The organism is Glutamicibacter mishrai, from assembly GCF_012221945.1.
GTDB lineage: Bacteria > Actinomycetota > Actinomycetes > Actinomycetales > Micrococcaceae > Glutamicibacter > Glutamicibacter mishrai.
Genome location: NZ_CP032549.1, coordinates 1,358,717 through 1,379,331, shown reverse-complemented (window position 1 = coordinate 1,379,331; position 20,615 = coordinate 1,358,717). Strand labels below are relative to the sequence as shown.

Genomic DNA, 20,615 nt, shown 5'->3' with positions numbered 1-20,615 from the left:
TGGCGCAGGAAAGAACCGGATGTGAAATCCTCTAGATTCCCAGCGAGTCACGGAGTCGGGCTACATGTCCCGTGGCATCCACCGAATATTCGATTTGCTGGATGCTGCCATCTTCATTGATGACTGCAGTGGAGCGCAAAGTGCCCACGATCGTTTTTCCACCGATGGTCTTTTCGCCGTAGGAGCCGTAGGCTGTCGCAACTTCATTTCCAGGATCGGAGAGGAGCGGGAAGTTCAGCGATTCGTCGTTGGCGAAGGCTGCCAGCTCTTCCGGTGCGTCCGGGGAGATGCCCAGTACGGAGTATCCTGCCGCTTGCAACGAGTTGAGGTTGTCGCGGAAATCGCAGGCCTCGGTGGTGCAGCCTGGAGTTGCGGCCTTGGGGTAGAAATAGACGATAACCTTCTGACCTGAATAGTCGGAGAGGGAAACTGTTTCCCCCTTGGCGTCCTGCAAGGAGAAGTCCGGAGCTGCCTGGCCTGCGGCTAGGGGAGAAGATTGGATGGACATGGATTCCACTTTCGTATAGTGATATTTTCTTTCCATTCTAAGTCCATGATTGCCCAGATACCAGAGGCGTCGGTGATTTTGCCGCGAGTTGCATCGCTGCACTTTTGCCCTTCGGTCTCGTCGAGATTGCCGGCCAGTCCGAAGCTGCTTTTGCCTGCCCTCGCAGATCGCCACGCGTAATGGCTACGGCATGGATCTTTCCGCCGGCGGATATGAATCTGCCGGCCAGCTGATCACCGCTCGTATCCCAAAGGGCTTCAGGTACCCGTAATTCATCACTGCGGTGGATGCACCGAGTGCAACCATTCCGCAGGACCGGGCAGCAGCGAGTCGGGCGACTGCATAACAGCTGCCCGACCCAGCATCCGGGTTTTTGCCTGACTGCGACCAGCTACCGGCCCGCTGCCTTGGCTTCCAGGGAACGCGCCCACCGTTTGGCCAGAGCCTGGATGGCAGAAGCGCTTGCCCCTGAGATCACGGCGAATGCCAGCACCTTGCCTACGGCTGCCTGCTGCTGCTTATCGGGGTTGGCCAGTGACGGCGGTTCTTCGCCCATGGCCTTGTGCCAGATCCCGGAGACGAGCTTGGCGCCAAGCCAGCCAGCGCCGAGTGAGACCAGGGTTCCGAAGATCTTTGCCAGCAATTTCATGTTTTGCTCCTTGTGTTATCCGCCATTTGCGGTTTGGTTTCCGGAAGGATCCGCTGTTTCCCAGTGGACCTCATCCGGTTGCTTGTCTTCGCGCCAACCGCGCCACACGGGATGGCGCAGAAGGCGCTCCGAGGTCAGTTCGGTGTATCGGACTTCTGCCACGTATTTCGGGCTCACCCAGTGGGCATCACGCCGATGCGCTGCGGGAATCTGCTTGGCTGGCGGAGTGTTGCGCTCGATCTGCTCAAGCCGTTCGCGGATCTCGGCAAGTTGCGTGTCGCTGAATCCGGTGCCCACCCGACCGGCGTACTCCAAACCGTCATGTCCCGGAATGGCCAGCAGCAGCGACGCCAGGCTGCGGCTGCGCGACCCCTGCCCTGTCCGCCAGCCAATCACCACGGCTTCCTGATGCAGCTGGTGCTTGAGCTTCAACCAGCTGCCGCTGCGCCGGCCCAGCTCGTATGCCGAGTCGCGTTCCTTGGCCACCACGCCTTCCAGGCCTAGCTCGCGGCTGGTCTCGATGGCTTGTTCCAAGGTCCCGGTGTGGGCCGGGGGAACCTGCACGTACTGGTGGTCGATATCCAGGCCCGCAAGCCGCTGGCGGCGTTGCTCGTAGGGCAGCGCCGTCAGATCCTCTAGCCCGGCGCCTTTGCCGGCGGGCAATTGCAGCACGTCGAAGAGCATGTACTGGATCCTGATGGCCGAGGCCTGCTTCGTGCGCTTCTTGCGCTGGTGGGACACCCGTTGCTGGAGCAGCGAGAAATCTGGGCGGCCCGAAGAATCCAGGGCAACGATTTCCCCATCCACTACGCAGCGGTCCGGCAGCAGCGAACCGAGAATTCCGAGTTCCGGGAAGTCGCCGGTCAGGTCATGGCCAGTGCGGCTGAGCAGCTTGGTTCCACCGTCACTGACTACTGCAAGTGCTCGGTAGCCGTCCCATTTCATTTCAAAGCTCCAGTCCTGCTCAACGCCGAAGTCCCCGGCCGTGCCAGGCGTGGCCAGCATGGGGCGCAAGGGTTGGCCAGACAGGTCAGCCACGGCCTGCTTGGCGCTGGGCTCGCGAGCTGCGTCCGGTCCTGCGCCACTGGAATCAGCGGAGGCCCCGCCCTCGGCTGCCGAAGGCTGGTCCTTGGCCAGTTGAAGCAGCCAATTGTCCTTTCCGCCCATCCCTGCGGCCTGGATCAGCACGAAACGCCGTGGCACGCCTCCCAGTCCTCCTGCTGGATCACCGGTGAGTACCGCGATGACTTCTTTGCCTTCGCGCCATTTCTCGATAACGCACCGGCCCGAATCCCAGATCGATACTTCCCCGGCGCCGTATTGCCCCTTCGGGATGCTGCCTTCGAAACTTGCGTAGGATAGCGGATGGTCTTCGGTCATGACCGCCAGGCGCTGGACTCCGGGTTCCAGCGGCGGGCCCTTGGGCACTGCCCAGGAGACCAGCACTCCCTCGTGCTCCAGGCGGAAATCCCAATGCAGCCGGCGGGCATGGTGCTCCTGGATGACGAAAGACAACCCGGTGCCGTCGCTTCCGGCCTGAACGGACTGTGCCTTCTCAGCCTTCCCGGACTGCTCCGGCACCGGTTCGGGTGTCAGCGACGCATCGCGCTTGGAGCGGTAGGCCGCCAGGCGATCCGGGTCCTGCCGTTGCGCCGAGGCCAGTTGCGCCAGCGGTTCCATTCCATCGGCAATGCGCTCCAGCACCTCGTGGAAGTCCAGTTGCGCCAACCCCTGCGCTTCGATTTCCTGCCAGGTCCGCGGGGCCGCGACGGTGGGCCGGGCGCGGCCACGCAGCGAATATGGGCAGACAGTGGTTTTCGAGGCATTGTTCTGGCTCCAGTCCACGAGCACCTTGTTCTCGCGCAGCGAGCGCTTCATGCTGGAGAGAACCAGTTGCGGGTGCTCCTTCTCCAACGTCGAAGCCAGTTCCTTGGCCACCTCGTTGACCTGGTCTGAGGTGTATTTGCCATCCAGCCCGGCATAGAGATGGATGCCCTTGGAACCAGAGGTCACTGGGAAGCTGGGCAGCTCCATGCCGTCGAGGATCTCCCGGCAGATCAGCGCGACTTCAGCGCACTGCTCCAAACCGGCACCGGGACCGGGATCGAGGTCCAGAACCAGCCGGTCCGGGTTGGCAGGTTCCAGCGACGAATCGAAACGCCATTGGGGAACGTGGATTTCCAGCGCTGCCATTTGGGCCAGCCAGGCCAGCACCGCCTCGTTATTGACCAGCGGATAGGTATTCGCATGGGTCTTGTGCTGCAGCTTGGCGGAGGGAACCCAGCTGGGGGCGGAGTCTTCAAGATCCTTGCGGAAAAACACCTTGCCCGGTTCTTCGGCAGTGCCCACCCCGTCCACCCAGCGCTTGCGGGTAGCGGGGCGCCACGCGGCATGCGGAATCAGCGCCGGAGCCACTTGCTGGAAGTAGTCCATGACTTCTCCCTTGGTGGTTCCGGTCTGCGGGTACAAGATCTTGTCCAGATTGCTGACTTTCAGCGTGTGCCCCGCGACTTTCACGGTTTGCTCCCTGCGTGCCATGCGCTGTCCTTTGCTTTTCCGTATGGGGCCAATCTTCCCGAGCAGCGCCGGGGAATCCAGCGTTCCAAGCAAGCTTTGCGTTTTGCGCTGCTGAACCTCCGTGCAGCCTGCCAGTCTCATCCGGACAGTGACGCGCGGCCGGAAAGATGCTTCACTATGCCCATGCGAGCTATCTGGACTGGATCAATTGCCTTCGGCTTGGTGAACGTGCCGGTCAAGGCCTACGGCGCCACCGAAGACCACGACATCGACCTGCATCAGGTCCATGACAAGGACGGCGGCCGAATCCGCTACGAACGCCGATGCGAAGTCTGCGGGAAGAAAATCGCCTACAAGGATCTGGACAAGGCCTATGAAGACGGGGAACGGACCATTGTGCTCACCGATGAGGACATGGACGCTCTGCCTGCGGAGAAAAGCCGCGAAATCGAGGTAGTCCAGTTCGTCCCGGCAAGCCAAGTTGATCCCCTGATGCTGGAGAAGAGCTACTATCTCCAGGCGGACTCGAAGTCGCCCAAGGCCTACGAGCTGTTGCGCCAGACACTGGAAAACACTGAGAAGCTGGCGGTGGTGCGCTTTGCCCTGCGCCAGAAGACCCGGCTGGGCATCTTGCGTGTCCGGTCCAAGGTGATGGTGCTGCAAGCGGTCATGTGGGCGGACGAGCTGCGCGACGCCGAGCAGGTGGCACCGGAGAAATCACCGCGGATCAGTGAGCAGGAACTGAAGATGTCTGCCGCCCTGGTGGACCAGTACAGCACCGATTTCACGCCGGAAGAATTCCAGGACGACTACCAGCTCCAACTGCAAGCGCTGATCGAAGCGAAAATCGAGCAAGGCGAGGAACTGGATACCGAAGCGACCTTCGGTTCCCAGGACCAGGGCAGCGAGTCCGGGGAGGTCATCGATCTGATGGAGGCGCTCAAACGCAGCATTGACGGGCGAAATGCCAAGGCCCCGGCCAAGGCAGCCAAGGATGGGAAGGCCTCAGCGGCGAAGAAGTCAGCGGCGAAGAAACCTGCGAAGAAAACGGCTGCTGCCAGGAAACCAGCCAAGAAGAAGGCGACGGCAAAGGAGGCCTCCTCCTCGCCACACAAGAAGAAGGCCTCCGGTTCCGGGAAGAAAAGCGCCTAGCCGCTAGGGCTTGAGCACCACCTTGATGCACGAATCCTGCTTCTTCTGGAAGGTCTCGTACATCTGCGGACCGTTCGAGAGCGGCTGCTCGTGCGTGACCAAGTCGTCCAGGCCCAGCGGATCGGCTGCATCCTCGGCCAGCGGCAGCAGCTTCTGGGTCCATGAGCGCACATTGCATTGGCCCTGGCGGATCTGGATCTGCTTGTCGAACAGCTTCACCATCGGCATCGGGGTGGCGGCCCCGGCATAGACACCGCTGATCGACAGGGTGCCGCCGCGGCGCACGGCATCAATGGCCGAATCCAGCACGCTGGTGCGGTCCGCGGAGACGTTCTCCATGGCCAGCTGCGCGGCCTTGTCCGGCAGCAGCCCGGTGGCTTGCTGGAACATCGAGGAGACCGGGGAACCATGGGCTTCCATGCCCACTGCATCGAGCACGGCGTCGGGGCCGCGCCCGGTGCGCCCGCGCAATTCGCCCACGGTGTCCTTGGTGAAGTCCAGAGTCTGGATCCCGTGGCGCTCGGCCATGGCGCGGCGTTCGGCTACCGGGTCGATACCCAGCACCTCATAGCCCAGGTGGCGGCCGATGCGCGCGGCGAGCTGGCCCACCGGCCCGAGCCCGTAGACCGCGAGGGTTCCGCCGTCCGGGACGCTTGCGTACTCCACGCCCTGCCACGCGGTGGGCAGGATATCGGAGAGGAACAGATAGCGGTGGTCGGGCAGCTCGTGGCCAACTTTCACGGCACCGTAATCGGCATGGGGCACGCGCAGGTATTCGGCTTGGCCGCCGGGCACCTGTCCGTAGAGTTCGGAGTACCCGAAGAATTGGGCGCCCTTGCCGTGCTTGCGCACCTGGGTGGTCTCGCACTGAGACTGCAGGTCGTGCTGGCACATCCAGCAGTGGCCGCAGGAGATGTTGAATGGGATGACCACCCGGTCGCCTACCGACAGCTTGGTAATGCCGCTGCCAACTTCTTGGACGATGCCCATGGTTTCGTGGCCCAGTACGTCGCCCGCATGCATGTAGGGGCCGAGCAGCTCATAGAGATGCAGGTCCGATCCGCAGATCGCAGTGGAAGTGACCTTGATGATGACGTCCCCGGGATCCTGGATCACCGGATCCGGGACATCGCTGAAACCGATCTTTCGCTTACCTTGCCATGTCAATGCTTTCAAGAGGTTATCTCCTAGTCGTATCGTTGCCGGCGGAACACAAGCGCGGATCAGTCGGTATTGAACTGGTCGGTGTCCACCTGGTCCGGGTCCTGCTCCTCGGCTGGCTGTTCGAACGCGTCTTCGTGGTCCCCGACAGAATTCTGTTTTTCCTCCGCGGGCTCATCGGGCGTTGGAACGATCCCCGGGTGCCGCTCTTCGTCTGGCTGGTTGGATTCCATGGACTGTCCTTTCTTCATCAGATGGGCGATGACACCGACCATTCCACACCGGGCAGCAGGCAACAAGGCAAGTTTGATGGGCATTGCCTGTGAGTCGGGGATCCCCGGAATTCCGGGGATCAAGCGTGCACTGCCGGTGCTGATTCCTGCAAGGTTGCTGAACGGCACTGCAGGCCCGGGCGCGACTTCCTAGTGTGTGCTGTGGGAGCGGGCCAAGCTGCTGCCCTGAGAGCTGCGAGGTGCTGATGAGCGTGCAAGAGCCCGAGAAGCGCACGGTGGGATTAATTGCCGACCCTGGCATAGCCGACGCGATGGCCAATCGGATCGCTGCCCGGCTGGAAGGGGTCATGGAGAAGCTGCAGGAGCAGGATCACCAGTGGGACGTGCAGGTGGCACCCTTTTCCCTGCCCTTGGGGGAGAGCGGACGGGTCGCGCTGAGCGACAAGGTGCCCAGGCTGCGGGAGAAGCATGGCTGGGACTTCATCATCTACCTCACGGATGCACCGCACTATGTGCAGAACCGGCCGGTGCGTTCGGTGATTTCCGTCGAGGATGCCTCGGCCGTGCTTTCCATGCCCAGCCTCGGGTTGGCCCGGCCGCGCACCGTGGCACGGGAACTGGCCGAACTGGTCAGGGAATTGGCTACCGGCAAGCAGCCGGCTCCGCCTCCGACCCCGCTGGGACGGGCGATGAGAGTGCACGCCAGCCGGCAGGACGCGCAGAACGAGCAGAACCGCATCTCGAGCATCGAGGGTTTGCGCGGGCGGTTGCTGCTGCTCGCAGGAATGGTGCGCAGCAACCAGCCCTGGAAACTGGTGCCGCGGCTCTCCTCCGCGATGGCAGGTGCGGTGGCTACCGGTGCTTTCGGCGTGTTCTACACGAGCATCTGGTCCATGGCCGACTACCTGCCTGCCGCGCGGCTTTCGCTGATCACGGTCTCAAGCATCCTGATCCTCACGCTCTGGCTGCTGCTGCATAACCGGTTGTGGGAGAAGCCCAAGGGCAACCGCCGCCGCGAGCGCATGGTCGTCTACAACGCGGCCACCGTGCTGACGGTCGGGTTTGCCGCGGCGGTCATGTACCTGCTCTTGTTCCTTGCCCTGCTGGCAGGCTCGCTGATTGTCATTGACCAGGAATACCTTGCCTACCAGCTGCGCCATGATGTCACGCTGGCCGAATACGTAAACCTTGCATGGCTGGCATCCTCGCTGGGAACCATGGGCGGAGCCATAGGCTCCAGCTTTGACGAGGTCAAGGAAGTCCAGCGCGCCACCTTCAGCCAGCGCGAATACGAGCGGAGGAATATGGAATTCACCATCAGCAAGGATGACGTGGATTGATCCCCGGGCCTATCACCCGGGGACCAGCTCACGGCCCTACGGCTGGTTCTTGCCGCCGTTCACGTGCACCGTGGAACCGACCACGTATGAAGCTTCATCGCTGGCCAGGAACACATAGGCCGGGGCCACTTCCACCGGCTGGCCTGCGCGTCCCAGCCAGGTGTCGTGGCCGAACTCCGGCAGCGCCTCGATGGGCTGGCCATCCGAAGGCTGCAGGGGAGTCCAGATCGGGCCGGGAGCCACGGCATTGGCCCGGATCCCGCGCTTGGCCGCCTGGGAGGCCAGCGATTTGGTGAAATTGCTGATCGCGGCCTTGGTGGCGGCATAGTCCATCAGGTGGTCCGACGGATCGAAGGCCTGGATGGAGGTGGTGTTGATGATGGAGCCGCCTTCGGGAAGCACCTGCAGGGCTGCGCGGCTCAAGGCGAACATCGCGAAAATGTTCACATCGAAGGTGGCTTCGACCTGCTCGTCGCTCAGCTCGTCCAGGGACTCGACGCTGATCTGCTTGCCGGCGTTGTTCACCAGGATGTCCAAGCCATCCAGCGCGGTCACCGCCTCGTCGATCAATGAATCGCGGTAATTTCGGTCCCGCAGGTCCCCGGGCAGCAGGTGGACTTCGACTCCCGCATCTTCCAGGACCCCGGCGATGGCGTCGGCGTCAGGCTGTTCGGCGGGCAGATAGGCCAAGGCGACCTTGGCCCCCTCGCGGGCAAAGGCGATGGCCACCGCCGCGCCGATGCCGGAGTCGCCGCCGGTGATCAGCGCACGCTTCCCGGCCAATCGATCGCGGCCTTGGTAGCTGCGCTCGCCGTGGTCCGCCTTCGGCTTCAACTCCTGATCCAGGCCGGGCTCCGGCTGGCGCTGTTCGGGAGGGCTGATCTTTTCCTTGCCGGCACGCTCGGTTTCCGCGGAATCGCTGGTGCGCGAATCCGGGTGGCTGCCGGTGCCCACCGGCTCATCTGCTGTACCAAGATCCGGCAACCCGGTGCTGCTCGAATCGCTGGCAGTGCCTACTGGCTCATTGTGGTGCGGGGGATTCTTCCCGGGCATGGCTTTTCCTCCTGTAGTTGCTGGAAGACGCCGTCGCGAGAGCGCCAACGGCGTCAGGGACACCCTCCCAGTGTTCTCCGCGGGGTACCGGCGGTGAACAGCACGTTGCGCACTTAGCGGCAACGGCCAGAGAGCTTTCGGGCAAGCATCAGGTTCGCGGCTGCTGCCAGAAAATGTGCTATCGACGAAGTCTGGGATCCAGCGCAGAGTCCGGGTGCTCCCCTGTCGCCCGTGGCCGCAGATAGCTAGCGTGGGACGCACAGTGCTGGTTATCCGAAGGCCAGTTGTCGAAGCGTGAGAGGGAGGAAACCCATGGCAGGCAAGGGCAAGAGCCGGATTAAGGATGAGGAACTCTACGAGGAGCTGCGCGAGGAGGGGAACTCCAAGCAGAAGTCGGCGCGCATCGCCAATGCCGCCGCCCGCGATGGCCGCTCCGAGGTGGGCAAGCGCGGCGGCAAATCCGGGGACTACGAGGACTGGACCGTCGAGGAATTGCAGGACCGGGCCAAGGAAATCGGGGTTGAGGGCCGTTCGAAGATGCGCAAGGCCGAGCTCATCGATGCCCTGCGCAATTCATAGCCGATCGCCACGACAGGAGAAGCAATGAGCGACCGAGACAAGCCCGAGAACCTGGCACGCACCACGCAGCCGGATCGCGAAGCAGAACCCGGCGACGAGCGTGTGGCCCGCCGGGGGAGCATCAAAGAGAATACCGAGGATACGTCTGAGGAAAGCGAAGACCGCTTTGACGCGGGTTGAGCTTTCCTTCGAGGAAAGGATGAAGACATGACGGACAAACCGATTAATAGGGCTCACGGCCGTCGGCCCGGCCTGTGGCTCACGATTGTGGGCGGGCTCGTGGCCGTAGGATTCGCCATCTACGCGCTGCTCGCGGCGCCGGACAGCACCTCGGGACCACTGTGGATCGTGGCAGGCTGGGGCGCATTGCTCTTCATCTACGGCGTGTACCGCCTGGTTCGGGGACCAAGCTCGTTGGATGAGCCGAGGGGAGGCACGGACGCCAACGGACGGTGACGCGGCAACTGCCGCGAAAAATCGCCAAGAGCAAGAACAGAGCTTCCGGGAAAACCGTGGTTTGCCCGGAAGCTCTCCCTTGTGCTGCTGCCGGCGGCAGGTCCTGGTCTGGTCCTAGTCTTGGGAAATCCCTTCGACCAGGCTTCCGGTGCTCTGCTCGTCGTAGTAGCGGGCAATGTCCGCCTGGGCGAGCATTCCCACCAGCGTATGCCCGTCGATGACTGGAAGCCTGCGCACCTGGTGCTCCTGCATGGTGCGGATGGCTTCCTCGATGGAATCGTCGGCGCCAATGGTCACCGGCTTGCCCTGGGCATAGTCGGCGACCTTGGTGCTGGAGATGACCACGCCGTCGGCTACGGCGTTGATGACGATATCGCGGTCGGTGATGGTGCCGGCCAGCCGGTCATCCTTGCCGCAGATGGGCAGCATGCCGACCTGCAGGTCCTTCATCAGCTGGGCTGCGACCTGGACCGAGTCCTGTTCCTTGACGCATTTGGCTGGCGAGGTCATTAGTTCCTTGGCTGCAACCATGATCGTGCTCCTTTCGCGTTTTCCTGCGGGGACGCTTCCCACGCTCCAGCACCGCAAGCAGGCCATCAACCATTGCCAGCGTCCTTGCAGGCTCGCCCGGGGCGAAGCTGGCAACAGCCGATTAACCATGTACGCGGGGCACGCTTCACTGGTATTCGGTTAGAGGACCGTATCGGATCAATCCGGAAGGACAAGAACCATGGGACTCATCGACAAGGCCAAGGAAGCCATTGCCCACGCCGCAGATCGGCTGAAGGACCCGGACCAGGATCTGGTCGAGAAGACCTGGCCGCTGGGCCAGCCGGATGACGAGCACGTTCCCGCCCCGGCCCACGAGCCTGAGGGCATCGACCCGGATCTGGATGATTCGACCGAAGACCAGTACCGCGAGGATGACGAGGAACGCTAGCCGCAAAGGGGAACACTCAGCAGAAGACAGGAGAGAACCAATGCAGACCTGCGATTTGTGCGGAAACGGCCAGGACCCGCTGTTCATGCTCAGCAGGGATGGGCGTTCAGGCCAATACGACAGTTTCGAATGCGCCATCCAGGACATGGCCGAGCGGTGCGCACACTGCAATTGCGCCATCCTGGGCCATCCGGTGCGCCAGCAACAGGACGTGTTCTGCTGCCAGCACTGCGCGGCGCACAGCTGAGCCATGGGTGCTACGGATTCCACGAGCGACTTCAGGCACCCGGCCCTGCTGCTCATCGATCTGCAGCGCGGCTTCTTCGCAGACCCCGGGCTGACCGCATGGAGGCAGCAGATCACTGCCAACTGCAATCGGCTGGCCGCGGCGGCGGCACGGGCCGGGGTGCCGGTGTTCAGCGTGCGCACCGTGCACAAGGAAGACAGGTCCACCTGGACGCTGAAGATGCTCGAGGATGGCCAGGGCTACCTCTTCGAAGGCACGGCGAAAGCCGGGTACCTGGAGGAGCTGGAGCTGGCCGGGGCCATCGAGGTGGTCAAGCGCCGGGACAGCGCCTTCTGGAACACGGAGCTGACGACGCTGCTGCTGCAACGCCGCGCCAGTTCCCTGGTGCTGGCCGGGGTCGCCACCGATACCTGCATCCGGGCTACGGCATCTGACGCGTTTGCCGCGAATCTCCCGGTTGCGGTCGCCACCGATGCCTGTGCGTCCCCGGACCCGCAGGCAGGGCAGAACGCACTGGAATACATGAGTACCCAGCATCGGCAGAAGCTGATGGACACCGAAGAAATCATTTACCTATGGACAAGGCAAGAGGAGCGCAAATGTCACTGAACAATGAAGAATTCGAGAATGTGCGCAAGGACCAGGACATCGACGAGCCGCTGGATGGCCGCGACAGCCAACCGGCCGAAGGCTCCTCGGATGCGCCTGCGCAGCTGGATGCGGATGACCCGTTGCGCGGGGCAGAGCGCATCCTGGCCGAAAGCGACGATGACCCGCTGTTGCTGAATCCCGAAACCACGCTGGTCGAACCGCTGGACGGGGAACGCGCTGTCGATGACACGCAGCTCGATGGCCTCGAAGAGTTCGAGGACCCCGGGCTGGACGCGGAGCGCAGCGCCAACCTGCCCGATCAGCGCGAGACCCCGGAAGAGCAGTAGCGGACCGAGCGCACAAAGCGAGCGGTGCCAACCTATCTGGTTGGCACCGCCCGCTTTCCCGCATTTCCGGCAACTGCGCTCAGGATCGGGACTGGGCTTCCTGGGTGAAGAAGGAAATCTTGCCGCTGGCTTCCAATATGGCCAGCCGGATGCTGCTGTAGTTCTCGATGCCTGCTTGGCGGGCCAGCATGCTCAACTCATCCAGGCCAATGCGCTCAGCATGCAGCGCCTTGCGGTCAAGCACCCCGTCGCGCACCAGCACAATGGGCCTGCCCTGCATCAGCTTGCCCAGCTTGGGCCATCGCATATTTGCATAGTTCAGGATCGCTGCGAGCACGATCATGGTGAAGGCCGCCAGCAAGCTGCCGACCAGCGAACGGTCTTCCATGGTGATGCCTTGCTGCACCAAATCGCCCAGCACCACGAAGAGCACCAGCTCGAATGAACTGAGCTCGCCGAGTGTGGACCGTCCCGCGGCGCGGGTGGCCAGCCATAGGATGATGAACGCGACGGCAGCGCGGATGACGATATCCATCAGGGGATCCTCCAGGTTCTGATCTCTAGTTCCGTTGTATTGCCCTTCACCTCGATGCCCAGCACCCCGCCGGTGCTCGGGGACCACTGATCCGAGGCGCGGCCGGTGAGCGTGGCGACCATTTGCCTGGACCCGGGCACCGGGGCCACCTCGAATTGGATGGTGCCACCTGCGCCGCTTGCTACGGACTCGGGTTCGGGAAAGGCCGAGAAGTCCTCGAAGAGCATCAGGTAGTCCTCGTTCAGCTCCAGGGTGATGGTCTCGGGCAACGGCTCGGCAGCGGTGATTTCAATCCTCAGCTCGATTTCATTTCCGGCTCTGATCACGGTGGGGAGCTGCACTTCGGCCGTGAAGCCGTCGCCGTCGTTCACCACGGTCTTCTCCTGGGCGAACAGGCCGAGCAAGGCAGCCACGACGATGACCGCAACCGCCAGGAGCGCGGCACGGCGCAGCCGCCGGCGCTTGCGATTGCTATGCGCAGATTTGATGTCATCCAACGTCGAATCATTGATCTCGGCTTGGAAGATGTTCAGCATGGAATTCAGGCCTCCTTGCGCTTTGCCATCGAGGCTAGGCCGTCCCGCCCGCGTACGGGCAGGTAGCGCATCAGTTCACAGGAGACATCCAGATCTGGCACTGATGGAAACCTGTGCCTTCAGGAAATCTCCTTGAGGTGAAGCGGCACCGGTGCCATCGTGTTTTCAAGGAGGAGATACGCATGGGCAGCAACGACATTCTCAGTGACCAGCAGATCAGCGACTATCTGGAGGACCTGCCGCATTGGCGGGAAATCCCCGGCGGCATAGCCGCCGTTTTCCAGACCAAAACAGCGGCATCCGCCATCGAGCTCTTCAGCGATATCGCCGGAGCCGCCGAAATGGACAACCACCACCCGGACGTGGACTGGCGCTACAACCGCGTCTTCGTCACCACTACTTCCCATGACGCCGGAGGGCGGGTGACCACCCGGGATATCGCCCTGGCACGCAGGATCTCCGAACAGGCCCGGGCACTTGGCGCCACTTCCCGCCCGGGATTGATCCGCACGGTGGAAATCGGCATCGATACAGCCGACCGGCAGCAGGTCGCCGCGCAGTGGGCCGCCGGCCTGGGATACAAGCAGCAAGAAGACGGCAGCCTGGCCGACCCGAACCACCGGTTGCCTGCCATCTGGTTCCAGAAAACAGAAGACCCCAACCCGAACCGGCTGCACCTGGATGTGTGGGTCCCTTTCTCCGAAAGCCAGCCGGTGCTCGAAGCGCTGGGCAGCGAAAGCACCGAGCTCGATAGCCAGTACGCCCCCAGCTTCACCGTGGCGACGGATCGGCAGGGCAACAGGTTCTGCATCTGCACCGAGCAGGACCGCTAGCGGCGCCGGCGCTCGCCGAAGTTGCTGAATATTGCATTCAACCGGTTGCTGGACTGCCTGTCCAGCCGGGGGATAGATTGAAATCACCGAAGCCAGCTGAGCCATGTCGGCTAACCGCAGCTAAGCGCGAAGCAAGGGAACCCAGTAGACGGAACCGCGCTCGTGGAGATCTTCGTGGTCACCGGGCTGCTGTTCTTGCAGATCGAGGTGCGCAGCCGCAATCCGTTCGTGAACCTGAAGGTGTTCTCCGTCGGCACCTTCACCGGCGCCAAGCTGTCCAACTTCCTGCTCAATGGCGCCGCTGGCACGCTGATTGTCTCGCGGGGCCTGGTCCAGGTGGCGGCCGGGATGTCCTCGCTGCAGCCCGGCCTGCTGACTCTGGGCTATCTGGTGGCCATCCGTGCCACCACCCGCGTGGGGGAGAAGCTGCTGCAGCGCTTCGGGCCGAAGAAGCCGCTGCTCTGGGGGTCGATGATCACCGGTCTGCGCATCCTGATGTGCACGATGACCTTCCTGTATATCGACCAGTGCATCGTGCTCTCGGTTATCGGCTTTACGTTGTTCGGCATCGGTCTGGGTTTCCATGCCACGCCGTCCACCGACGCGGCGTTGTCCAATGTCTCCGACGGCGAGGTGGGCTCCGCGTCCGGCATCCACAAGGTGGCTTCGTCGCTGGGCAACGCCATCGGCGCGGCCATCTCCGCGGCCATCTCCGCGGCCCTGTACGTGGCTGGACGGGCCATGGATCCGGCAATGATCCAGTCCTGGGGCCTGTTCATTGGCCGCCAGGACAATGTGGCGTCGCGCTTCGGCGGCGCCATCGGCCTGCTGTTCAACGTGCTGATGGTGGTCATCGCCATCGCGTCGATCATCGTCACCGTGCCGCCGGAAAAGAAGAAGGACAGCGGGAAGTCCCAGCACGACGAGGTGGCACCTCCGCCAATCAGAGACTGATCGAATCGCTTGTCTTGGGCCGGTGCTGCGCACCGGCCCAAGACAAGCTGTCGGTGGTGCCCAGTACTATTGAAGCAAGCTCACAGAATCGCGGCGCTAAGTACCTGGCTGGCCGGGTGGCAACCCTCCTCATCGAGCGGGGTGCCCCAGGGGAAGATCCGGTCCGGGAAGCCATCCCGGGCAAGTCGATCGGCTGTGCTGATCCTTCGGGATGCCGCGCCGCCTGGAACGAAGGCGAGGATGCCGTGGGCGCCATTCATGAATACACGACAGGGAATCCGCAGGGAACCGACAGCGAGCGGAAGTGGCACAGCGTGCTGCTGGACGATCCTTTCCATGCAGGATCGCGCACCCTCCAATCAGGAGGATTCCTGGCCTTCGAAGCCGAGAAGCAACGTGGTGGACTACCGGGGTTGAACCTGCCCCATGTCCACGAATATGTGGCCCGCTGGATTGCCTCCGGGTTCACCCCGGAACTGCATTGGGCAGCCAGCGCGGGGCTTAAAGCCGCGCTGGGGCATGCCCGCGAGCTCTGCAGAAATTTTGAGGGCCTAGATCGCCTGGAGCAACGGCTGGAACTGCTCGGGATCAAAGCCAAGAATCCGCAGCCGGGCCAGAGATGTCTGCGGGTGACCGGCAGGACCCGGACACTGGCCGAAGCAACATGGAAGAACGGGCGCGGCCTGAGCACATCGTGCAGCTGGTGCCCGAGGCCTGGACCGGCTTCCCGCGGCTGCTGTGCTTCGAACGCCCGTCCGTGGCCTTGTCCGAGTACATCCGAGGGAACTACGCCTGCGAGGTTTCCGGTAGCGTTCAGGCGTAAATGAGCGTAGATTTCCGGCGGATGAAAGTCCGCCGGAAATCTCGGCTCTTTGCGCTATTTCCATAACCTATGATTAACGCCACCATCCCCGGAATTCTGCCGTTAATCGAGCGTTAATCACTGGTTGGCAAATATCAATCGGAAGGATGATACTAAGTGTCCAAGCGGAGCGCTAGACTGGCATTCGCTCTTCAATCACCGCGCCCTTAATCCGAAGTGGCCTGGTGCCGGAGAGCCTGATGCCAGCGAGGATTTTTCCACATGCTTCTCAAGCTCATCTTGAAACACTCCAAGCCTTATACAGGCTGGATCATTGCCGTTATCATTTTGCAGTTGGCCACCACCATGGCCACTCTTTATCTCCCCAGCCTCAACGCCAAAATCATTGACGTCGGCGTGGTGAACGCGGACGTCGATTACATTTGGCGCACCGGCGGACTGATGCTCATTGTCGCTCTGGTCCAGGTGGCCACCGCCGTGGCCGCCGTGTACTTCGGAGCCAAAACCGCCATGAGCGTGGGCCGTGACATCCGCCAGTCGGTCTTTGAAAAGGTCTCCACCTTCTCGGCCCAAGACGTGAACAAATTCGGCGCCGCCACCTTGATCACCCGTGGCACCAACGACGTACAGCAAATCCAGATGCTGACCCTGATGGCGTTGAACTTCATGATCAATGCCCCCATCATGTCCATTGGTGGCGTGGTCATGGCCATCCGCGAAGATCCCGGACTGTCGTGGCTGGTCTGGGTCTCCGTGCCAATGGTCCTGATTGTTGTTGGCCTGCTGGTCATCAAGTTGATGCCGCTGTTCCGCGACATGCAGACCCGCATCGATGGAATCAACGGAGTGCTGCGCGAGCAGATCACCGGTATTCGCGTGGTCCGCGCCTTCGTTCGCGAAAACCACGAAACCGAACGCTACGACGATGCCAACCAGAAGCTCACCGATCTGGGCGTGAAGGTCGGCAACCTCTTTGTCCTGATGTTCCCGGCGATCACCATGATCTTGCACCTGTCCACCGCGGCAGTGCTCTGGTTCGGTGGCCACCGCGTGGATAACGGCCAGGTTGAGGTTGGCGCGCTGACCGCCTTCTTGCAGTACCTGTTGCAGATCCTGATGGCCGTCATGATGGGTACCTTCATGGCCATGATGATCCCTCGCGCCATGGTTTCGGCCGACCGCATCTCCGAGGTCCTTGATAGCGAACCGTCCATGCAGGATGCCGCCGACCGCGAGGTCCAGCTGCCAGCACCCGGCACCGTCGAATTCAAGAACGTGACCTTCGGATATCCCGGAGCCGAGGCGCCGGTGCTCTCCGATATCTCCTTCACCGCCAAGCCAGGGCAGACCACCGCCATCATCGGTTCCACCGGTGCCGGCAAGACCACCCTGTTGAACCTGATTCCGCGACTCTACGACGCGACGGAAGGCGAAATCCTCATCGGTGGCCTGCCGCTGAGGGAACTGGGCCGCGAGACGATCTCGCAGAACATTTCTTCCGTGCCGCAGCGTCCGTACCTGTTCTCCGGGACCATCGCCAGCAACCTGCGTTTTGGTGCTCAAGAGGCCGAGGAAGAAGATTTGTGGGAAGCCCTACGTATTGCGCAGGCCGACGGATTTGTCGCCGAGCGTGAGGGGCAGCTTGAGTCGAAGATTTCTCAGGGCGGTACCAATGTCTCGGGTGGTCAGCGTCAACGACTGTGCATCGCGCGCGCCTTGGCGGCCAAGCCCAAGACCTACCTCTTTGATGATTCCTTCTCAGCACTCGACGTGAGCACCGATGCCAAATTGCGTGCAGCCTTGGTAGAACCTACCAAGGATGCCGCGGTCATCATCGTGGCCCAGCGTGTTTCCACGATTACCGAGGCAGACCAGATCCTGGTTCTGGACCACGGCGAAATCGTGGCCCGCGGAACCCATGAAGAACTGTTGGAATCCTCGGAAACCTACCAAGAAATTGTGACGTCCCAGCTGAGCGTGGAGGAGGTGGCCTAAGTGGCGAAGAAACAGAAGAACGCGGAACCAGAGCAGCTTGATAGCGAGCTCGCCGCAATTGACGAATTTGAAGTCGCCGCCGGTGCAGATGACTGGAGCGGCGGTGCGCCAGCACGCAAAGCCGAGCACTTCTGGCCATCGGCCAAGCGCCTTGTAGGGCTGATGTCCCCTTATAAGTGGGGCATGGTTCTGGTCTTCGCATTGATCACCGTGTACGTGGTGCTCTCCGTGGTGGCCCCTCGCGTCCTGGGCAAGGCCATGGACGTGATCTTCGCCGGCTTGATCGGCAAGAACATCCCTGCCGGAACCCCGGCAGACGTGGTCATCCAGCAGCTGCGCGACTCGGGCCAGGGCACCCAGGCGGACATGCTCGCCAAGGTGGATTTCGTGCCTGGCCAGGGCATCGACTTCACCCAGCTCTCGCAGTTCATCCTGATTGTGCTCTCGATGTACTTCGTGGCCTCGGTCTTCTCGTGGGCCTCGGGCTGGCTGTTGAACAAGCTGGTCATGCGCGTGGTCTACAACCTGCGCAAGGACGTCGAGGACAAGCTCAACCGCTTGCCGTTGAACTACTTCGATACCCGCCAGCGCGGTGACGTGCTCTCGCGCGTGACCAACGACGTGGATAACATCCAGAACGCATTGCAGCAGGCATTGAGCCAGTTGGTGCAGTCCATCATGACGGTCATCGGCATTGTCATCATGATGTTCGTTGTCTCCTGGCAGATGGCACTGATCGCTCTGGTGGCGCTGCCGCTCTCCGGTGTTGCCGCCGGTGTGATCGGCTCCAGGGCGCAGAAGCTGTTCACCGCGCAGTGGAAGAACACCGGTGCGCTCAACGGCCAGATCGAGGAATCCTTCTCCGGCCACGAGCTGATGAAGGTCTTCGGCCGCGAAGATGACATGGTTGATCGCTTCACCGCTCGCAACGAAGAGCTGTACAAGGCCAGCTTCGGCGCGCAGTTCGTTTCCGGCATGATCATGCCAGTGATGAACTTCGTGTCCTACCTCTCCTACGTCGGCATCGCCGTTGTTGGAGGTTTGCGCGTTGCCTCGGGCGCGATGAGCCTTGGCGATGCCACGGCCTTCATCCAGTACTCGCGCGAGTTCACCCAGCCGCTGGGTCAGATCGCCGGCGTGGCCAATATGCTGCAGTCCGGTGTCGCCTCGGCCGAGCGGACCTTCGAGCTGCTGGATGCCGAAGAGCAGGATCCAGAAGATGCCCAGGCCACCTTGCCTGAGCGGACCGATGGCCACGTGTCCTTCCAGGACGTGTCCTTCTCCTACACCCCGGAGAAGCCGCTGATCGAGAACCTCTCCTTCGACGCGGATCCAGGTCATACGGTGGCAATTGTCGGCCCAACCGGTGCTGGCAAGACTACCTTGGTGAACCTGGTCATGCGCTTCTACGAGTTGAACTCGGGCAAGATCATGGTGGATAACCACGACATCACCCAGCTCTCGCGGGCTGATCTTCGTTCCAAGGTGGGCATGGTGCTCCAGGATGCGTGGCTGTTTGGCGGCACCATCATGGAGAACATCCGCTACGGACGACTGGATGCCACCGATGAGGAAGTCATCGAGGCGGCCAAGGCGACCTTCGTGGACCGCTTCGTGCGTGCCCTGCCAGATGGCTATGACACCATCATCGATGAAGAGGGCACCAACGTCTCTGCCGGTGAGAAGCAGCTGATCACGATTGCCCGCGCTTTTGTGGCCAACCCATCCTTGCTCATTCTTGATGAAGCGACTAGCTCGGTGGATACGCGTACCGAACTGTTGGTCCAGCAAGCGATGGCTGCCTTGCGCAGTGATCGCACAAGCTTCGTGATTGCCCACCGCCTGTCAACGATCCGTGACGCTGACACCATTTTGGTGATGGAAGCCGGAAAGATTGTGGAACAGGGAAACCATGAGCAGTTGCTCAAGACCCAGGGTGCGTACTACCGGTTGTACCAGTCGCAGTTCGCTGGTCCAGCTGAGGATGTGGATGCAAATCCTGATACCGCGGCAGTGCCTTCGGTAACTGCTGGTGCGCCGGTCGTTGCTGACGCGGCACCTGAAACCAAGGAAGAAACCGAGTAGCTCCTACTTCGCGGTTAGCCCCGACTCGGGCAGTTGATTCAACTGCCCGAGTCGGGGCTTTCTCTTTGACCAAGACTCGGGTCATCGATGGCAACAGTACACTGCGAAGGTGATGCAATGGAGTCATGATGCTTCGACAGCTGGAATACCTGATTGCGCTATCACGCGAGCAACACTTTGCTCGCGCAGCCGAGGAATGCGCTGTGTCTCAGCCTGCGCTCTCCGAAGGAATTAGAAAGCTCGAAAAGGAACTCGGGGTGCCGTTGGTCCGCCGTGGCCATGCCTTTCAAGGACTCACCGTCGAGGGGCAGACCGTGCTCAAGTGGGCACGAAAGCTCGTCAAGGATCACGAGTCACTGAAACAGGAAGTTTCGCATCACGAAGCCGGGCTGAACGGAACCCTTCGGGTAGGCACGGTTCCGGCGGCGTCATCAACCGTCGTGGCACTGACCAATGCTTTCGCCCGAGAACATCCACTGGTGAACATCAAGGTGCAGGCAAGTCTTCATTCGGCCGAGATCGTTCGACAGATCCGAAACTATGAACTTGATGCCGGGCTCATTTATGCGCAGCCACAAGACGTGGAAGGGCTGCGGAGTTTCAGATTGTATTCAGAAGAGCATGTGCTTCTTACTTCTCCGCAGATGCAGATCAGCCCGGAGCAGAGCTCTTGGACTCAAGCATTGCAGCTTCCCTTGTGTCTTCTTGATTCCTCGCTGCGTGGGCGACAGGTACTAGATCAAGCGCTGTTGCAGCACGGGCTGAAAGCAAAGCCACGAATTGAGTGCGACTCGATCGTGACCTTGTTGGCGCATGTTGCCACGGGGCACTGGGCGAGTATCGTTCCGCGCCAATGGTTGCCGCCGATTGGAGACCTGCCGGATATCGTGCAGACCCGGCTAGATGACCCGAAAGTTACGTCGGAAATTTCGTTGGTCATGGAAGATGAAGAACCGTTAAGTCTTATGTCTCAAGCGTTAAATCGGTTAATTTTTGAGATTTTTCCCCAAGAATAAATCCCTCTGAATAGTGATGATAAGCATGGCCGATGAATCAATTGGTTCTAATTGTTTGATCTGAT

Annotated in this window: 24 protein-coding genes and 1 riboswitch; of the genes, 15 read left to right on the top strand and 9 right to left on the bottom strand. The window is 61.7% G+C overall.

Features of this window, described 5'->3' with window-relative positions; genetic code table 11:
• Window positions 1-31: 31 nt before the first annotated feature.
• The 3 genes from bcp to D3791_RS06545 form a co-directional block, all read right to left on the bottom strand.
• Window positions 32-508 carry a thioredoxin-dependent thiol peroxidase gene (bcp, locus tag D3791_RS06555; RefSeq protein WP_073707239.1) on the bottom strand — a complete coding sequence of 159 codons (477 nt, stop codon included), beginning with the start codon at window positions 506-508 and terminating at the stop codon, window positions 32-34.
• A 391-nt stretch (window positions 509-899) separates the two neighbouring features.
• Window positions 900-1,157 (bottom strand): DUF4235 domain-containing protein, encoded by a 258-nt coding sequence (locus D3791_RS06550; protein ID WP_172511665.1) that lies wholly within the window; start codon window positions 1,155-1,157, stop codon window positions 900-902.
• 15 nt (window positions 1,158-1,172) lie between these two features.
• On the bottom strand, window positions 1,173-3,695 hold the full coding sequence (locus tag D3791_RS06545) for an ATP-dependent DNA ligase (protein WP_172511664.1): 2,523 nt from the start codon (window positions 3,693-3,695) through the stop codon (window positions 1,173-1,175).
• A gap of 162 nt (window positions 3,696-3,857) precedes the next feature.
• Here D3791_RS06545 and ku point away from each other — a divergent pair, with 162 nt between their 5' ends.
• The gene (ku, locus tag D3791_RS06540) at window positions 3,858-4,826 is read left to right on the top strand and encodes a non-homologous end joining protein Ku (protein WP_172512915.1); all 969 of its coding nucleotides are present in this window, start codon (window positions 3,858-3,860) and stop codon (window positions 4,824-4,826) included.
• A 3-nt stretch (window positions 4,827-4,829) separates the two neighbouring features.
• Here the strand turns inward: ku and D3791_RS06535 are convergent, their stop codons facing one another.
• Both D3791_RS06535 and D3791_RS06530 read right to left on the bottom strand, forming a co-directional pair.
• Window positions 4,830-6,002 carry an alcohol dehydrogenase catalytic domain-containing protein gene (locus tag D3791_RS06535; RefSeq protein WP_172511663.1) on the bottom strand — a complete coding sequence of 391 codons (1,173 nt, stop codon included), beginning with the start codon at window positions 6,000-6,002 and terminating at the stop codon, window positions 4,830-4,832.
• A gap of 47 nt (window positions 6,003-6,049) precedes the next feature.
• Window positions 6,050-6,220 carry a hypothetical protein gene (locus tag D3791_RS06530; protein WP_172511662.1) on the bottom strand — a complete coding sequence of 57 codons (171 nt, stop codon included), beginning with the start codon at window positions 6,218-6,220 and terminating at the stop codon, window positions 6,050-6,052.
• Between the two features lie 245 nt (window positions 6,221-6,465).
• Here D3791_RS06530 and D3791_RS06525 point away from each other — a divergent pair, with 245 nt between their 5' ends.
• The gene (locus D3791_RS06525) at window positions 6,466-7,560 is read left to right on the top strand and encodes a hypothetical protein (RefSeq protein ID WP_157379129.1); all 1,095 of its coding nucleotides are present in this window, start codon (window positions 6,466-6,468) and stop codon (window positions 7,558-7,560) included.
• Between the two features lie 36 nt (window positions 7,561-7,596).
• Here the strand turns inward: D3791_RS06525 and D3791_RS06520 are convergent, their stop codons facing one another.
• On the bottom strand, window positions 7,597-8,613 hold the full coding sequence (locus D3791_RS06520) for an SDR family oxidoreductase (protein ID WP_246242399.1): 1,017 nt from the start codon (window positions 8,611-8,613) through the stop codon (window positions 7,597-7,599).
• Window positions 8,614-8,925: 312 nt separating this feature from the next.
• Here D3791_RS06520 and D3791_RS06515 point away from each other — a divergent pair, with 312 nt between their 5' ends.
• Genes D3791_RS06515 through D3791_RS06505 form a run of 3 tightly spaced genes read left to right on the top strand, consistent with a single transcriptional unit; the run spans window position 8,926 to window position 9,648 of the window.
• The gene (locus tag D3791_RS06515) at window positions 8,926-9,192 is read left to right on the top strand and encodes a DUF7218 family protein (protein ID WP_028268631.1); all 267 of its coding nucleotides are present in this window, start codon (window positions 8,926-8,928) and stop codon (window positions 9,190-9,192) included.
• A 24-nt stretch (window positions 9,193-9,216) separates the two neighbouring features.
• The gene (locus tag D3791_RS06510) at window positions 9,217-9,372 is read left to right on the top strand and encodes a hypothetical protein (protein WP_022875697.1); all 156 of its coding nucleotides are present in this window, start codon (window positions 9,217-9,219) and stop codon (window positions 9,370-9,372) included.
• A 27-nt stretch (window positions 9,373-9,399) separates the two neighbouring features.
• Entirely contained in the window at window positions 9,400-9,648 is a 249-nt protein-coding gene (locus D3791_RS06505; protein WP_172511661.1) for a hypothetical protein, read from the top strand.
• Window positions 9,649-9,762: 114 nt separating this feature from the next.
• Here the strand turns inward: D3791_RS06505 and D3791_RS06500 are convergent, their stop codons facing one another.
• Complete coding sequence (locus D3791_RS06500; RefSeq protein WP_172511660.1) at window positions 9,763-10,179, bottom strand: CBS domain-containing protein; 417 nt, start codon at window positions 10,177-10,179, stop codon at window positions 9,763-9,765.
• A 199-nt stretch (window positions 10,180-10,378) separates the two neighbouring features.
• Here D3791_RS06500 and D3791_RS06495 point away from each other — a divergent pair, with 199 nt between their 5' ends.
• The 4 genes from D3791_RS06495 to D3791_RS06480 are packed head-to-tail and all read left to right on the top strand — an operon-like array spanning window position 10,379 to window position 11,773.
• Window positions 10,379-10,588 (top strand): hypothetical protein, encoded by a 210-nt coding sequence (locus tag D3791_RS06495; RefSeq protein WP_172511659.1) that lies wholly within the window; start codon window positions 10,379-10,381, stop codon window positions 10,586-10,588.
• A gap of 40 nt (window positions 10,589-10,628) precedes the next feature.
• Window positions 10,629-10,835 carry a hypothetical protein gene (locus D3791_RS06490; protein WP_172511658.1) on the top strand — a complete coding sequence of 69 codons (207 nt, stop codon included), beginning with the start codon at window positions 10,629-10,631 and terminating at the stop codon, window positions 10,833-10,835.
• A 3-nt stretch (window positions 10,836-10,838) separates the two neighbouring features.
• Entirely contained in the window at window positions 10,839-11,444 is a 606-nt protein-coding gene (locus D3791_RS06485; RefSeq protein ID WP_172511657.1) for a cysteine hydrolase family protein, read from the top strand.
• Entirely contained in the window at window positions 11,435-11,773 is a 339-nt protein-coding gene (locus D3791_RS06480) for a hypothetical protein (RefSeq protein ID WP_172511656.1), read from the top strand. Before D3791_RS06485 ends, D3791_RS06480 begins: the two co-directional genes overlap by 10 nt.
• 79 nt (window positions 11,774-11,852) lie before the next feature.
• On the opposite strand, the gene D3791_RS06475 is transcribed toward D3791_RS06480, so the two are convergent.
• Both D3791_RS06475 and D3791_RS06470 read right to left on the bottom strand, forming a co-directional pair.
• Window positions 11,853-12,308: a DUF421 domain-containing protein gene (locus tag D3791_RS06475; protein WP_172511655.1), complete on the bottom strand. Its 456-nt coding sequence runs from the start codon at window positions 12,306-12,308 to the stop codon at window positions 11,853-11,855.
• Window positions 12,308-12,844, bottom strand: coding sequence for a hypothetical protein (locus D3791_RS06470; RefSeq protein WP_172511654.1), 537 nt, complete (start codon window positions 12,842-12,844; stop codon window positions 12,308-12,310). Before D3791_RS06470 ends, D3791_RS06475 begins: the two co-directional genes overlap by 1 nt.
• A gap of 182 nt (window positions 12,845-13,026) precedes the next feature.
• On the opposite strand from D3791_RS06470, the gene D3791_RS06465 reads away from it, so the two are divergent.
• The 6 genes from D3791_RS06465 (at window position 13,027) to D3791_RS06440 (ending at window position 20,550) form a co-directional block, all read left to right on the top strand.
• Window positions 13,027-13,677: a 4a-hydroxytetrahydrobiopterin dehydratase gene (locus D3791_RS06465; RefSeq protein WP_172511653.1), complete on the top strand. Its 651-nt coding sequence runs from the start codon at window positions 13,027-13,029 to the stop codon at window positions 13,675-13,677.
• 162 nt (window positions 13,678-13,839) lie between these two features.
• Window positions 13,840-14,631: an MFS transporter gene (locus D3791_RS06460; protein WP_246242397.1), complete on the top strand. Its 792-nt coding sequence runs from the start codon at window positions 13,840-13,842 to the stop codon at window positions 14,629-14,631.
• A gap of 78 nt (window positions 14,632-14,709) precedes the next feature.
• A riboswitch (SAM riboswitch) is annotated at window positions 14,710-14,822 on the top strand.
• 54 nt (window positions 14,823-14,876) lie between these two features.
• The gene (locus D3791_RS06455) at window positions 14,877-15,458 is read left to right on the top strand and encodes a hypothetical protein (RefSeq protein WP_172511652.1); all 582 of its coding nucleotides are present in this window, start codon (window positions 14,877-14,879) and stop codon (window positions 15,456-15,458) included.
• Between the two features lie 257 nt (window positions 15,459-15,715).
• The gene (locus D3791_RS06450; protein WP_172511651.1) at window positions 15,716-17,449 is read left to right on the top strand and encodes an ABC transporter ATP-binding protein; all 1,734 of its coding nucleotides are present in this window, start codon (window positions 15,716-15,718) and stop codon (window positions 17,447-17,449) included.
• Window positions 17,450-19,534, top strand: a complete 2,085-nt coding sequence (locus D3791_RS06445) for an ABC transporter ATP-binding protein (protein ID WP_425483151.1) — start codon at window positions 17,450-17,452, stop codon at window positions 19,532-19,534.
• A gap of 125 nt (window positions 19,535-19,659) precedes the next feature.
• Entirely contained in the window at window positions 19,660-20,550 is an 891-nt protein-coding gene (locus D3791_RS06440) for a LysR family transcriptional regulator (protein WP_172511650.1), read from the top strand.
• The last annotated feature ends 65 nt before the right edge of the window (window positions 20,551-20,615 follow it).

Coding starts and splice junctions, on each gene's coding strand:
- bcp (WP_073707239.1), bottom strand. CDS start 508: ATGTCCATCCAATCTTCTCCCCTAGCCGCAGGCCAGGCAGCTCCGGAC.
- D3791_RS06550 (WP_172511665.1), bottom strand. CDS start 1,157: ATGAAATTGCTGGCAAAGATCTTCGGAACCCTGGTCTCACTCGGCGCT.
- D3791_RS06545 (WP_172511664.1), bottom strand. CDS start 3,695: ATGGCACGCAGGGAGCAAACCGTGAAAGTCGCGGGGCACACGCTGAAA.
- ku (WP_172512915.1), top strand. CDS start 3,858: ATGCGAGCTATCTGGACTGGATCAATTGCCTTCGGCTTGGTGAACGTG.
- D3791_RS06530 (WP_172511662.1), bottom strand. CDS start 6,220: ATGGAATCCAACCAGCCAGACGAAGAGCGGCACCCGGGGATCGTTCCA.
- D3791_RS06525 (WP_157379129.1), top strand. CDS start 6,466: ATGAGCGTGCAAGAGCCCGAGAAGCGCACGGTGGGATTAATTGCCGAC.
- D3791_RS06520 (WP_246242399.1), bottom strand. CDS start 8,613: ATGCCCGGGAAGAATCCCCCGCACCACAATGAGCCAGTAGGCACTGCC.
- D3791_RS06515 (WP_028268631.1), top strand. CDS start 8,926: ATGGCAGGCAAGGGCAAGAGCCGGATTAAGGATGAGGAACTCTACGAG.
- D3791_RS06510 (WP_022875697.1), top strand. CDS start 9,217: ATGAGCGACCGAGACAAGCCCGAGAACCTGGCACGCACCACGCAGCCG.
- D3791_RS06505 (WP_172511661.1), top strand. CDS start 9,400: ATGACGGACAAACCGATTAATAGGGCTCACGGCCGTCGGCCCGGCCTG.
- D3791_RS06500 (WP_172511660.1), bottom strand. CDS start 10,179: ATGGTTGCAGCCAAGGAACTAATGACCTCGCCAGCCAAATGCGTCAAG.
- D3791_RS06495 (WP_172511659.1), top strand. CDS start 10,379: ATGGGACTCATCGACAAGGCCAAGGAAGCCATTGCCCACGCCGCAGAT.
- D3791_RS06490 (WP_172511658.1), top strand. CDS start 10,629: ATGCAGACCTGCGATTTGTGCGGAAACGGCCAGGACCCGCTGTTCATG.
- D3791_RS06485 (WP_172511657.1), top strand. CDS start 10,839: ATGGGTGCTACGGATTCCACGAGCGACTTCAGGCACCCGGCCCTGCTG.
- D3791_RS06480 (WP_172511656.1), top strand. CDS start 11,435: ATGTCACTGAACAATGAAGAATTCGAGAATGTGCGCAAGGACCAGGAC.
- D3791_RS06475 (WP_172511655.1), bottom strand. CDS start 12,308: ATGGATATCGTCATCCGCGCTGCCGTCGCGTTCATCATCCTATGGCTG.
- D3791_RS06470 (WP_172511654.1), bottom strand. CDS start 12,844: ATGCTGAACATCTTCCAAGCCGAGATCAATGATTCGACGTTGGATGAC.
- D3791_RS06465 (WP_172511653.1), top strand. CDS start 13,027: ATGGGCAGCAACGACATTCTCAGTGACCAGCAGATCAGCGACTATCTG.
- D3791_RS06450 (WP_172511651.1), top strand. CDS start 15,716: ATGCTTCTCAAGCTCATCTTGAAACACTCCAAGCCTTATACAGGCTGG.
- D3791_RS06440 (WP_172511650.1), top strand. CDS start 19,660: ATGATGCTTCGACAGCTGGAATACCTGATTGCGCTATCACGCGAGCAA.